The sequence below is a fragment of the Pseudomonas sp. BF-R-24 genome, from assembly GCF_019947335.1.
Classification (GTDB): Bacteria; Pseudomonadota; Gammaproteobacteria; order Pseudomonadales; family Pseudomonadaceae; genus Aquipseudomonas; species Aquipseudomonas jessenii.
This window is the reverse complement of the sequence record NZ_JAGYGG010000048.1, coordinates 26,014-38,665: the sequence shown is the minus strand read 5'-3', so window position 1 is coordinate 38,665 and position 12,652 is coordinate 26,014. Positions and strand designations below refer to the sequence as shown.

The following is a 12,652-nucleotide window of genomic DNA, read 5'->3' as shown; positions in this document are numbered from 1 at the left end:
ACCCTTGCCTCTGGCTAACACTTCCCCTTGCCGGGTGTGTAGAGGACTTTCACCTCCAAGTCACCAGCGAGGCCACCACAGCCAAGCTGGTTGCGCTTACGCGCAACGCGCCATGCCTGGCGCACAAACAAAAAACCCCGGTCTTTCGACCAGGGTCTTTGCTATCGACTCGAAGTAACCAGTGGCTTCTTCGTAGCTCCAAGGCGTTCAGTGGGCCTCGGGGCAGATATGGCGCAGCGGACGGGACTCGAACCCGCGACCCCCGGCGTGACAGGCCGGTATTCTAACCGACTGAACTACCGCTGCGTATCGCTTTGAGCTGACGCTCAAGTAACTTGTCTGACTGAAAGCTCCGAGACTTTTCAATCTCTCTTTCAATCTCGAATCAAGGCATGCCTGACTCGGAAAATATGGCGCAGCGGACGGGACTCGAACCCGCGACCCCCGGCGTGACAGGCCGGTATTCTAACCGACTGAACTACCGCTGCGCGTCGGTGGAGGCATTTCAGCCTACCTCTTGCTTTCGCAAGTATCTCGGAAGTGGTGGGTGATGACGGGATCGAACCGCCGACATTCTGCTTGTAAGGCAGACGCTCTCCCAGCTGAGCTAATCACCCGTTTGCATCTCCGAGGCCGCGAAATTTACGCAGGTAACGAACCTAAGTCAATACCCTGCTTGAAGTTTTTCTGAAAAAGACAAAATTCTTTCAATCGGGAGGGCACCTACAGCAGTCAGACCGCTTTCGCGAGCAAGCCCGCTCCCACATTGGACCGCGTTCTTTCAGACACAACACGATCCAATGTGGGAGCGGGCTTGCTCGCGAAGACGGCGGCACTTTCAACATCAATGCTGAAGACAGCTTCCTTGTCCGATTACTCGCTGTAAATCATCTTCTTGGTCATGCCGCCATCGACCACGAATTCCTGGCCGGTGACAAATCCGGCATTCCTCGACAGCAGCCAGGCCACCATCGCCGCGACATCCTCGACCTTCCCCACCCTGCCCGCCGGATGCTGGGCATGATCGGCCTCGGTCAAGGGTTCGGCACGTTGCACCGAGGGGTCGCGCGCATCGATCCAGCCAGGACTGACGGCATTGACCCGGATCTCCGGGCCAAGGCTGATGGCCAACGCATGCGTCAGGGCCAACAAACCGCCCTTGCTCGCCGCATAGGCCTCTGTGTCGGGCTCCGACTGCCCGGCGCGGGTCGAGGCCAGATTGACGATGGCGCCGCTGTGAGCGCGCAGATACGGTGCACAGTGCTTGGCCAGCAACATCGGCCCACTGAGGTTCACCGCCAACACCCGATTCCAGTGAGCCAGGTCGAGGCTTTCCAGGGTGATGTTGTGCGGATCGGCAACCGCTGCATTGCATACCAGCGCATCCAGGCGCCCGAACTGACCGAGCACCTCGGCTACGCCCAGCGCGACTTGCCCCTCGTTGGAGACATCCATGGCGATGAACCAGGCGCTGTCGCCCAGCACTTTCGCCACTTTCGAACCCCGCTCCCGATCCAGATCCGTCAGCACGACTTGCCAGCCTTCGCTGATCAGCCAGGCCGAAATCCCCAGGCCAATGCCCCGCGCAGCACCGGTCACCAGCGCTACGCGGCCATTTGAGCCGGTGGCCGGCGCAGACAACTCGATCACAACGCAGCCAGGCCGCGTGCCAGATCGGCTTGCAGGTCCGCCACGTCTTCCAGGCCGACCGCAACGCGGATCAGGCTGTCACGAATGCCCGCCGCTTCACGCTCTTGTGGCGCCAGGCGACCATGGGAGGTGGTGCTCGGATGGGTGATGGTGGTTTTGCTGTCACCCAGGTTGGCGGTGATCGAAATCAGGCGCGTGGCGTCGATAAAGCGCCAGGCGCCCTCTTTGCCGCCCTTGACCTCAAAACTGACGACCGCACCGAACCCCTTCTGCTGGCGCAGCGCCAATTCGTGCTGCGGATGGCTCTTGAGGCCGGCGTAATGGACTTTCTCGATACCGTCCTGCTGCTCCAGCCACTCGGCCAGTTGCTGGGCGTTGGCGCAATGGGCCTTCATCCGCAGGTTCAACGTTTCCAGGCCCTTGAGGAAGATCCAGGCGTTGAACGGGCTCAGGGTCGGCCCGGCGGTGCGCAAGAAACCAACCACCTCCTTCATCTGCTCGCCGCCACCGGCCACGACGCCGCCCATGCAACGACCCTGGCCGTCGATGAATTTGGTGGCCGAGTGCACGACGATGTCCGCGCCCATTTTAAGCGGTTGCTGCAATGCAGGGGTGCAGAAGCAGTTATCGACCACCAGCATCGCGCCTTTGGCGTGAGCGATTTTCGCCAGTTCAGCAATGTCCACCAGCTCGGCAAGCGGGTTGGACGGCGATTCGACGAACAGCAATTTGGTGTTGGCCTTGATTGCCGCGTCCCAGCCGGACAAGTCCGCCAAGGGCACGTAATCGACTTCGATACCGAAACGCTTGAAATACTTCTCGAACAGGCTGATGGTCGAGCCAAACACGCTGCGCGACACCAACACGTGATCGCCGGCGCTGCACAGGCTCATCACCACCGCCATGATCGCGGCCATGCCGGTCGCGGTGGCCACCGCCTGCTCGGCGCTTTCCAGCGCGGCAATGCGCTCTTCAAAGGCACGCACAGTCGGGTTGGTGTAGCGCGAGTAGACGTTGCCCGGCACTTCGCCGGCAAAACGCGCGGCGGCATCGGCGGCGGTACGGAATACATAGCTGGAAGTGAAGAACATCGGATCACCGTGTTCACCTTCCGGCGTACGGTGCTGACCGGCACGTACGGCCAGGGTATCGAACGCTACGCCTTCGAGGTCGCTGTCCAGCCGACCGGCATCCCAATCCTGACTCATGCTGTCACTCCTTGCCTTGCTCTTGATAGATAAAAGTCTTTTTGCCAGATACAAAACCGGCCCCTCAGGGCCGGTAGTTACTCAGTTGTTGTACAGATCGATGATCGCACTGACTGCCTGCGTCTTGACCTTGGAGGCATCGTTGCGTGCCTGCTCGATCTTGTTCAGATAAGCCTCGTCGACGTCGCCGGTGACGTACTGGCCGTCGAACACCGCGCAATCGAACTTGTCGATCTTGATCTTGCCGCCCCCGACCGCTTCGATCAAGTCAGGCAAGTCCTGATAGATCAGCCAGTCGGCACCGATCAGGTCTGCCACGTCCTGGGTCGAACGGTTGTGGGCGATCAGCTCGTGAGCGCTCGGCATGTCGATGCCGTAGACGTTCGGGTAGCGAACCGCTGGCGCCGCGGAGCAGAAGTAGACGTTCTTGGCGCCGGCTTCGCGGGCCATCTGGATGATCTGCTTGCAAGTGGTACCGCGAACGATGGAATCGTCCACCAGCATCACGTTCTTGCCGCGGAATTCCAGCTCGATGGCGTTGAGCTTCTGGCGTACGGATTTTTTCCGCGCGGCCTGGCCCGGCATGATGAAGGTCCGGCCGATGTAGCGGTTCTTCACGAAGCCTTCGCGGAACTTCACGCCCAGGTGGTTCGCCAGCTCCAGGGCCGCGGTGCGGCTGGTGTCCGGAATCGGGATGACCACGTCGATGTCGTGATCCGGACGCTCGCGCAGGATCTTCTCGGCGAGTTTCTCGCCCATGCGCAGACGGGCCTTGTAGACCGAAACGCCATCGATGATCGAGTCCGGACGCGCCAGGTAGACGTGTTCGAAGATGCACGGGGTCAGGGACGGGTTGGTCGCGCACTGACGGGTGTACAGCTTGCCCTCTTCAGTGATGTAGACCGCTTCGCCCGGTGCCAGGTCGCGAATCAGGGTGAAGCCGAGCACGTCCAGGGAAACGCTTTCCGAGGCGATCATGTACTCGACGCCTTCGTCGGTGTGACGCTGGCCGAAAACGATCGGGCGGATGCCGTGCGGGTCGCGGAAACCGACGATGCCGTAGCCGGTGATCATCGCTACGACGGCATAACCACCGACGCAACGGTTGTGCACGTCGGTGACGGCGGCGAAAACGTCTTCTTCGGTCGGCTGCAACTTGCCGCGCTGGGCCAGCTCGTGCGCGAACACGTTGAGCAGTACTTCCGAATCGGAACTGGTGTTGACGTGGCGCAGGTCAGATTCGTAAATCTCCTTGGCCAGTTGTTCAACATTGGTCAGGTTACCGTTGTGCGCCAGGGTGATGCCGTAAGGCGAGTTGACGTAAAACGGTTGAGCTTCAGCCGACGTCGAGCTGCCCGCGGTTGGATAACGCACATGGCCAATACCCATGTGACCGACCAGGCGCTGCATGTGACGTTGCTGGAACACGTCACGCACCAGGCCGTTGTCCTTGCGCAGGAATAACCGGCCATCATGGCTGGTCACGATACCGGCAGCGTCCTGGCCGCGGTGCTGGAGGACGGTTAGCGCGTCATACAGCGCCTGATTGACGTTCGACTTACCGACGATACCGACGATGCCACACATGCGACGCAACCCCTACTTAATGGATCTGAACTGAGCACTACTCACTGAGGCGTTTTGGCCATCGGCAAGAGTTGCTCCTTGAACGGAATATCAGCGGGTACGCTGATTCCGCTGGCAAGCCACTGACTGCTCCACCCGAGGATCAGGTTTTTGGACCAGTCTGCAACCAATAGAAATTTTGGCACGAGCTGTGACTCTTTCCACCACCCGTCCTGCTGTACCGGCCCCAGGCTCAACAGCCCGACGGCGATAACCACCAGCAACCCGCCACGGGCGGCGCCGAAGGCCATGCCGAGGAATCGGTCGGTCCCGGAGAGCCCGGTGACGCGAACCAGTTCGCCGATAAGATAATTGATCATTGCGCCTACGATTAAAGTGGCGACAAACATGATGGCACAGCCCGTTATTATACGTGCCGATGGCGTTTGAATGTACCCGCCGAGGTACTCGGACAGTGAGCCACCGAACATCCAGGCTACGACTCCTGCGATGATCCAGGTCAGCAGCGACAGCGCTTCCTTGACGAAGCCGCGGCTCAGACTGATCAATGCGGAGATGGCGACGATTGCAACGATCGCCCAGTCAACCCAGGTAAATGGCACAGTGCAGCCTACAGACGGATAAGGCGGCGCATTTTAGCAGAGCCCATGCTTATCGGTAAGCTGCGATTGTCAGTGCATTTCATATCGGGGCGATAGTTTTAGCCACGTTCCGGTTGAAAGCGCACCACAAACCCCTTGAGGCTCTGTTGGCGGTTAAGCAAGTCACGCAGCCGGTCGGCTTCGGCACGCTCGATCAGCGGCCCGACAAACACCCGATTTTTGCCGTCGGCGGTACGGATGTAGGCGTTGTAACCCTGGCTGCGCAGGGTTTTCTGCAGTTTTTCCGCGCTTTCACGGTTCGACAGGCTGGCCAGTTGCACCGACCAGCTGACAGACAAACCATTGGCATCGACACGGCTTTGCGTGGTGTCCGGCTTGCCCGGTGCCGCGGTGATCGGCTGGGCAGGCGCCGTTGCAGGCTTAGCCGCCAAAGCCGGGACCGGCGCGGGTGCAGCCGGCTTGACTGCTGGCGCTGGAACCGCAGGCGCTGGAGCCACCGGAACAGCTGGCACCGCCGATTCCTGCTGGGCGATTTCGTCATCGCTCGGCACGGGTTCCTGAGGCAGGGCTTGCGGCTCAGGCACCGCCACGGGCTCGACCTGTACCTGGGGCATCGCCGGCGCCTGCGGAGCCGCGGGCGCTTCGACCGTCACCTGGCGTTGTTCGTCCTGGCGGGAAAACAGCATCGGCAGAAAAATCACCGCCAGCGCGACCAACACCAGGGCGCCAACCATGCGCTGTTTGTATGCCTTATCCAGCAATGCCATTTGCCGCTTCCTCCGTGGAGCGCCGGGCCAGCCACTCAAGGGCCTCGGCGACACAATAAAATGATCCGAACAACAGGATTTCGTCGTCGCTCGTGGCCTGCGCGCACTGCCCTTCCAGGGCGGCCGCGACACTGTCGTATGACGTGACCGACGCACCAAGACCTTGCAACGCGGCGTGCAAATCCGCAACCGAACGTGCCCGAGGCGAATCCAGAGGTGCGACGGCCCAGTGCTGGACACTAGCATTCAATTCACCGACAACACCACCCAGGTCTTTGTCCGCCAGCAACCCGAACACCGCCAGACGCTTGCCGACCGGCGGGCGACTGGCCAGGCGACGAGCCAGATACTCCGCCGCATGGGGGTTATGCCCCACATCCAGCAATAGATTCAAGCGCTTGCCTTGCCACTCGAACTCACGGCGATCCAGGCGACCGACCACCCGGGTGGCCCGTAGCGCCTCGATAATCTGCGCATCCGCCCAAGGCAAGCCGAGCACCAGGTAAGCCTGCAACGCCAGCGCGGCGTTTTCCATCGGTAGATCGAGCAGTGGCAGGTCGCGCAGCTCCACCGCGCGCCCTTGCCCATCGACACCGCGCCATTGCCAGTTGTGATCGGTCACACCAAGGTCAAAATCGCGCCCACGCAGGAAAAACGGGCAATTGAGCTCGCGCGCCTTGTCCAGCAGAGGTTGTGGAGGATTCAGATCGCCGCAGAGCGCAGGCGCGCCCTGACGGAAAATACCGGCCTTCTCGAAGGCCACGGACTCCCGGGTATCACCGAGGTAATCCGCATGATCGACGCCGATACTGGTGACCAGCGCCATGTCGGCGTCCACCACGTTGACCGTGTCCAGACGACCGCCCAGACCGACTTCCAGCACCACTGCATCGAGCCCGGAGCGCTGGAACAGCCAGAATGCCGCCAGGGTGCCCATTTCGAAGTAAGTCAGGGACGTGTCGCCGCGCCCGGCCTCTACCGCGGCAAAGGCCTCGCACAGCTCGGCATCCGTGGCTTCGACGCCATTGACGGTTACCCGCTCGTTGTAACGCAGCAGGTGTGGGGAGTTGTACACCCCCACTTTCAAGCCCTGGGCCCGTAGCAAGGACGCCACGAACGCACAGGTGGAACCCTTGCCGTTGGTCCCGGTGACCGTGATCACCCGAGGCGCCGGCTTGCCCAGTCCCATACGGGACGCTACCTGCTGCGATCGCTCCAGGCCCATGTCGATGGCCGAAGGGTGCAACTGTTCAAGGTAGGCGAGCCATTCGCCAAGGGTACGTTGGGTCATAGGCTGGCGGGTACCGGTGGAACCACGATCGGCTCGATAGGGGCAGCAACGAACTTCGGCGTCGGCAGACCCATCATTTGCGCCAGCAGGTTGCCCAGACGCGGACGCAGCTCCTGACGGTCGATGATCATGTCGATGGCACCGTGCTCCAGCAGGAACTCGCTGCGCTGGAAGCCTTCCGGCAGTTTCTCGCGCACGGTTTGCTCGATCACACGCGGACCGGCAAAACCGATCAACGCCTTCGGCTCGCCGACAATCACGTCGCCCAGCATCGCCAGACTGGCGGAAACGCCGCCGTAGACCGGGTCGGTCAACACGGAGATGAACGGGATGCCCTCTTCACGCAGACGGGCCAGCACCGCGGAGGTCTTGGCCATTTGCATCAGGGAAATCAGCGCTTCCTGCATCCGCGCACCGCCGGAAGCGGCGAAGCAGATCATCGGGCAACGTTTTTCCAGGGCGTAGTTGGCGGCGCGAACGAAACGCTCACCGACGATGGCGCCCATCGAACCGCCCATGAAGGAAAATTCGAACGCCGAAACCACGACCGGCATGCCCAGCAAAGTGCCGCTCATGGAAACCAGTGCGTCTTTTTCGCCAGTCTGCTTTTGTGCAGCGGTCAGGCGGTCCTTGTACTTCTTGCCGTCGCGGAATTTCAGACGGTCAACCGGTTCCAGGTCTGCACCCAGCTCGGCACGGCCTTCAACATCGAGGAAGATGTCGATACGGGCGCGGGCGCCGATACGCATGTGATGGTTGCACTTGGGGCAAACGTCCAGGGTCTTTTCCAGCTCCGGACGATACAGCACAGCCTCGCAAGACGGGCATTTGTGCCAAAGACCTTCAGGCACCGAGCTCTTCTTGACCTCGGAACGCATGATCGAAGGGATCAGTTTGTCTACTAACCAGTTGCTCATGCTTTCTTTCTCCAGTACCGGCGGCCCGAACGCTCTGGTTCGCGGCCCCGTGTATGCCCTAGCGCTAAATTCATGTGTGCGGCGATGATCAGTGAATGGCCGGGTCAGCGAAACGTGACCTGCGTACCACCCCATAACCCTCAGCCGTTTTGTACAGTGCAGTGGACGGCGGCAGACTGCCAGCCGTCACATCAACGGGTGCTACCACGTACCGCTTTGATAAATGCCTGAATCTTTGCGTGATCCTTGATGCCCTTGCTCGCCTCCACCCCGCCACTGACATCCACGGCGTAAGGCCGAACGCGCGCAACCGCCTCGGCGACGTTATCCGGCGTCAGACCGCCCGCCAGAATGACCGGCTTGCTCAGGCCTTGCGGTATCAGTGACCAGTCAAACGCCTCCCCGGTTCCTCCGGGAACGCCTTCGACATAGGTATCGAGCAAGATTCCGCTGGCGCTGGCATAAGCATCGCAGGCCGCTGCGATGTCATCACCGGCCTTGACCCGCAATGCCTTGATGTACGGCCGGTGCCAGCCTTCGCACTCAGCGGCGGTTTCGTCGCCATGGAACTGCAACAGGTCCAGCGGCACGGCGTCGAGGATTTCCCCCAGCTCGCAACGGCTGGCATTGACGAACAAGCCCACGGTGGTCACGAACGGCGGCAGCGCCTTGATGATCGAGCGCGCCTGCTGGACCGTCACCGCACGGGGGCTTTTGGCGTAGAACACGAATCCGATGGCATCCGCCCCGGCCTCGACGGCTGCCAACGCATCCTCTATGCGGGTAATCCCACAGATCTTGCTGCGAACGGCTGACATGTCGATACAACTCCAAGACAAATCCGGGAAAGTCCCGGATGGTAACAAAAGCGTTCGAGGGCGTCAGCCGCCAAGTTCCGAGAAGCCGGTCAGGAAGTGCGGACCGATGTAGCGCTCGGGCAACTCGAACTCGTCACGGTACTCGACCTGAACCAGATACAAGCCGAATGGATGCGCGGTCACGCCACCGGTCCGTCGAATCCGGCTCTCCAGCACCTCTTTCATCCACTCCACCGGCCGCTCTCCGGCGCCAATGGTCATCAGCACACCGGCAATGTTGCGCACCATATGATGCAGGAAGGCGCTGGCGCGAATATCCAGCACGATCATCTTGCCGTGACGGGTAACGCGCAGGTGATGCAATTCTTTGATCGGCGACTTGGCCTGGCACTGACCGGCGCGAAAAGCGCTGAAATCATGGGTGCCAAGCAGGTACTGGGCGGCCTCGGCCATGCGCTCGACGTCCAGCGGACGGTGGTTCCAGGTCACCTCTTCGTTCAAGTGCGCCGGGCGGATCTGATCGTTGTAGATCACGTAGCGATAACGCCGGGCAATGGCCTTGAACCGCGCATGGAAATGCGCCGGCATGACCTTGGCCCAACTGACACTGACGTCATGGGGCAAGTTGATGTTGGCGCCCATGGTCCAGGCCTTCATCGAGCGCTCGACCTGAGTGTCGAAATGCACCACTTGTCCGCAGGCATGCACCCCGGCGTCGGTACGCCCGGCGCACATCAGCGAAACGGGCGAGTCGGCGACTTTGGACAAGGCGTTTTCGAGGGTTTCCTGCACGGTGAGCACCCCGGACGCCTGGCGCTGCCAGCCGCGGTAGCGCGAGCCTTTGTATTCGACGCCCAGCGCGATCCGGAAAAAGCCGTCGGCTGCCATTTCGGCGGCCGGGTTATCTATATTTGCCAAGGAGGGACAGCCTGATGATGTACCAAAGGCGGGCATTATAAGGCCGCCGGGCGGGGATGCCAGAGAGTTCTCCATTGACTGTCCCGGCCTCATCGCGGGCAAGCCCGCTCCCACAGGTTTTGTGAACGACACAAATCTCTGTGGGAGCAGGCTTGCCCGCGATGAGGCCCAAGCAAACAACATCAATTAATGAGCCAAACAAAAACGGCAGCCTCAATGGGCTGCCGCTTTTTTTCAACCTGCCGATCAATCAAGCCAGGCGCGAAAGCATCTCCGCGGCTTCACTCTTCTGCTCGGCACTGCCTTCGCTTACCACCTCATTGAGGATGTCGCGAGCACCGTCGCTGTCGCCCATGTCGATATAGGCCTGAGCCAGATCGAGCTTGGTAGCGGCTTCGTCAGTACCCGAGAGGAAGTCGAAGTCATCATCGCTATCCAGCGCGGCATCAGCTTCGGTAAAGGTCGGCTCGCCGATGCTGTTGGACAAGCTCTCCAGTTCGGCGTTGACATCATCCAGCTCTGCCGCGAACGCATCCGGCGCGTCCAGTTCCTCGGCCAGCGACAGATCGAAATCGGCCGGCAACTCCAGATCATCCAGCGCGACCTCAGGAACAGCCGGGGTTTCGGCAACCGGGAAATCCTTCACGCCCTCATCCAGATCCAGCAGAAAATCGTCTTCAGCCAGCATCGCCGGCGACGGTTGCGCACCGAGATCCAGGTCGAGGTCGAAGTCCGACAGATCGTCGAGGTTTTCCTTGATTTCAGTCTGCTGCTGCAACACCGACTCAAAGCTCAGATCGTCGTCCAGCGGGAACTCACCAAGGTCTGGCAACGCCGCCACTTCAGGCTCCGCTGCAGGTGCAGGTGCAGGCGCCAAAGGCGTAATCGCGTCCAGATCATCCAGGCTCAGGTCGAAGGCGCTGTCGAGGTCATCCTCGAACGGTGCTGGTTCTGGTTCTGGCGCCGGTGCTTGCGGCTCATCGAGCAACAGCTCCTTGACGTATTGCGCGTCCAGCTCGGCAGCAACGGCGGCCGCGGCGATGCCACCGGCAGCCACCAGCGCCATGGCCGGGAAGCGACTTTTGAGTTTTTCAACCTGGGCGAAGTTGTCGCCATTAGCCACCAACTGACGCTCCTGGCCGACGAACGCATCGCGGTCGCCTTGCTGGCCGTAGACTTCCATCAGTTTCAAGCGCAGATCGCTGCGCTTGGGCTCTTGCTTGACGCCGTCCTCCAGCAACGCGGCGGCCTGGTTCAGGCGACCGGCATTGATGTGCGACTGAGCCTGACCCAGCACGTCGTCGGAACGCTCGGCAGCCGGCGCCACCAATGGTGCGGCGATCGGCGTGGTCATCACCACCGGAGCAACCACCGGCGCTGGCGCGGGAGCAGGCGTCGGGGCAGTCGCCAGCTTCACGCTCGGCGGCGGAACTTCCAGGCCTTCGAAGCTGCTTTCCGGCAAGTCGAAATCGGCCGAGAACGGCTGATCTTCGGCCAAGGCACGGGCCATGCGCAGATGTTTCTCGGCTGCTTGCTGGGCTTTGCGTCGACGCGCCAGCAACAGCAGCAGGAGCAGGAGAATCACCGCACCGCCACCGACCAGGCCCAGCAGCAGCGGATTGGTCAGCAATTCATTGAACTTCTGATCGTCAGATGCCGCCGGTGTCGCCTCGACGGGCTTCTCGGCTGGCGCGGGCGTTGCCTCAGGGGCAGGCGCAGCGGCAACCGGTGCAGGCGCTGCCTCCGGGTTGGCAGCCAGCTCGGCCGACATTGCCGGCGCGGTCGCAGCCGCTGGAGCAGCCGCAGCGCCCTCGGTTTGCAACTTGGCCAGTTGGTTGTTCTTCAACTCGATCAGGCGCTGCAGCTTGTCTACCTGGCTTTGCAGATCGGCCATGCGGCTTTTCAGTTCGGCGTTATCACGACGACTGGTGTCGAGGCTTTCCTGGGTCACCGCCAGCTTGTTGCTGAGGGCCTTGGCATCTCCGGCAGCCCCTTTGCCAGGGTTCTTGCCGGACTCGGCAGACACCAGGCTCAACTTGTCGGTGGCCGCTTGCGCCGGAGCACCCTCGGTACGAGCGCGATTGGTGGCGTCGAGCTGTTGCTGCCCTGCCCCGGGTTTTGCCACATAGCGGCGACCCTGGCGCCAGGCCTTGTTCTGTGCGGCCACTTCGGCAATGGCCTTGGCTTGCGGCAGGCCAGTGCTCTGCGCCTGGTCAGGCATGCGCAGCACCTGGCCGGTTTTCAGGCGATTGATGTTGCCGTCGATAAAGGCATCCGGGTTCAACGCCTGGATGGCCAGCATGGTTTGCTGGATCGAACCGCCATTACGCGCCTTTGCGGCGATTTCCCACAGGGTATCGCGCGGCGTGGTGGTGTATTGGGACGGTTTGGTCGCACCGGTGACGGGCGCGGCAACCGTCGAGGTCGGCTGCGCAGCCGCTTCAGCGGTTTGCGGCGAGAATTTGGACGGATCGAGCAGCACACTGTAGTCGCGCAGCAAGCGGCCGTTCGGCCACATGACCTGAACCAGGAACTTCACCATGGGTTCGGAAAGTGGCTTGCTGGAGGTCACGCGCAGGATGCTTTTGCCGCTGGCGTTGAGCACCGGGGTGAAGGTCAAGTCGTTGAGAAACGCCTGGCGGTCGACACCGGCCTTGGCGAAATCGTCTGGTGAGGCCAGGCTCGGTACCACTTCGGCGGCGGTGAGATCCTTGACATCTAGCAGCTCGATTTCCGCTACCAGCGGCTGGTTGAGCGTCGATTTCAGGGTCAACTCCCCGAGCCCGAGGGCATGCGCCATACCGGAGGACAGCGCCGAGGCGGCCGCTATTGCTAACACCAGTTTGCGAACTTGAACCATTAGCTCATCCTTAGTTTGAACATTCCTCGGCCAG

10 protein-coding genes and 3 tRNA genes are annotated in these 12,652 nt (G+C 61.4%); all 13 read right to left on the bottom strand.

Features of this window, described 5'->3' with window-relative positions; all coding sequences use genetic code 11:
* Positions 1–229 precede the first annotated feature (229 nt).
* A tRNA-Asp gene (locus tag KGA98_RS25695) sits at positions 230–306 on the bottom strand.
* A 105-nt stretch (positions 307–411) separates the two neighbouring features.
* Positions 412–488: transfer RNA gene (locus KGA98_RS25690), tRNA-Asp, on the bottom strand.
* 53 nt (positions 489–541) lie between these two features.
* Positions 542–617 (bottom strand) — tRNA-Val (locus KGA98_RS25685).
* 256 nt (positions 618–873) lie between these two features.
* Positions 874–1,650, bottom strand: a complete 777-nt coding sequence (locus tag KGA98_RS25680) for an SDR family oxidoreductase (protein ID WP_150812507.1) — start codon at positions 1,648–1,650, stop codon at positions 874–876.
* Positions 1,647–2,858 carry an O-succinylhomoserine sulfhydrylase gene (locus KGA98_RS25675; RefSeq protein ID WP_150812506.1) on the bottom strand — a complete coding sequence of 404 codons (1,212 nt, stop codon included), beginning with the start codon at positions 2,856–2,858 and terminating at the stop codon, positions 1,647–1,649. Before KGA98_RS25675 ends, KGA98_RS25680 begins: the two co-directional genes overlap by 4 nt.
* A gap of 81 nt (positions 2,859–2,939) precedes the next feature.
* Positions 2,940–4,445: an amidophosphoribosyltransferase gene (gene purF / locus KGA98_RS25670; RefSeq protein ID WP_007975670.1), complete on the bottom strand. Its 1,506-nt coding sequence runs from the start codon at positions 4,443–4,445 to the stop codon at positions 2,940–2,942.
* A gap of 41 nt (positions 4,446–4,486) precedes the next feature.
* A complete protein-coding gene (locus KGA98_RS25665; RefSeq protein ID WP_007975669.1) occupies positions 4,487–5,047 on the bottom strand; it encodes a CvpA family protein in 561 nt (186 codons plus the stop codon).
* 98 nt (positions 5,048–5,145) lie between these two features.
* Positions 5,146–5,814, bottom strand: coding sequence for an SPOR domain-containing protein (locus KGA98_RS25660; protein ID WP_223504394.1), 669 nt, complete (start codon positions 5,812–5,814; stop codon positions 5,146–5,148).
* Positions 5,798–7,105: a bifunctional tetrahydrofolate synthase/dihydrofolate synthase gene (folC, locus tag KGA98_RS25655; protein WP_150812504.1), complete on the bottom strand. Its 1,308-nt coding sequence runs from the start codon at positions 7,103–7,105 to the stop codon at positions 5,798–5,800. The genes KGA98_RS25660 and folC overlap by 17 nt, the downstream gene beginning before the upstream one ends.
* On the bottom strand, positions 7,102–8,022 hold the full coding sequence (gene accD / locus KGA98_RS25650; protein ID WP_008047319.1) for an acetyl-CoA carboxylase, carboxyltransferase subunit beta: 921 nt from the start codon (positions 8,020–8,022) through the stop codon (positions 7,102–7,104). Before accD ends, folC begins: the two co-directional genes overlap by 4 nt.
* A gap of 191 nt (positions 8,023–8,213) precedes the next feature.
* A complete protein-coding gene (locus KGA98_RS25645; RefSeq protein WP_150812503.1) occupies positions 8,214–8,840 on the bottom strand; it encodes a phosphoribosylanthranilate isomerase in 627 nt (208 codons plus the stop codon).
* A 63-nt stretch (positions 8,841–8,903) separates the two neighbouring features.
* Positions 8,904–9,728, bottom strand: coding sequence for a tRNA pseudouridine(38-40) synthase TruA (gene truA, locus KGA98_RS25640; RefSeq protein WP_032829430.1), 825 nt, complete (start codon positions 9,726–9,728; stop codon positions 8,904–8,906).
* Positions 9,729–10,008: 280 nt separating this feature from the next.
* Positions 10,009–12,618, bottom strand: coding sequence for a FimV/HubP family polar landmark protein (locus KGA98_RS25635; RefSeq protein ID WP_150812502.1), 2,610 nt, complete (start codon positions 12,616–12,618; stop codon positions 10,009–10,011).
* Between the last annotated feature and the right edge of the window lie 34 nt (positions 12,619–12,652).

Excerpts from the sequence above, each read along its gene's own strand:
- folC (WP_150812504.1), bottom strand. The coding sequence starts at position 7,105 with ATGACCCAACGTACCCTTGGCGAATGGCTCGCCTACCTTGAACAGTTG.
- KGA98_RS25660 (WP_223504394.1), bottom strand. The coding sequence starts at position 5,814 with ATGGCATTGCTGGATAAGGCATACAAACAGCGCATGGTTGGCGCCCTG.
- purF (WP_007975670.1), bottom strand. The coding sequence starts at position 4,445 with ATGTGTGGCATCGTCGGTATCGTCGGTAAGTCGAACGTCAATCAGGCG.
- accD (WP_008047319.1), bottom strand. The coding sequence starts at position 8,022 with ATGAGCAACTGGTTAGTAGACAAACTGATCCCTTCGATCATGCGTTCC.
- truA (WP_032829430.1), bottom strand. The coding sequence starts at position 9,728 with ATGGCAGCCGACGGCTTTTTCCGGATCGCGCTGGGCGTCGAATACAAA.
- KGA98_RS25645 (WP_150812503.1), bottom strand. The coding sequence starts at position 8,840 with ATGTCAGCCGTTCGCAGCAAGATCTGTGGGATTACCCGCATAGAGGAT.
- KGA98_RS25635 (WP_150812502.1), bottom strand. The coding sequence starts at position 12,618 with ATGGTTCAAGTTCGCAAACTGGTGTTAGCAATAGCGGCCGCCTCGGCG.
- KGA98_RS25675 (WP_150812506.1), bottom strand. The coding sequence starts at position 2,858 with ATGAGTCAGGATTGGGATGCCGGTCGGCTGGACAGCGACCTCGAAGGC.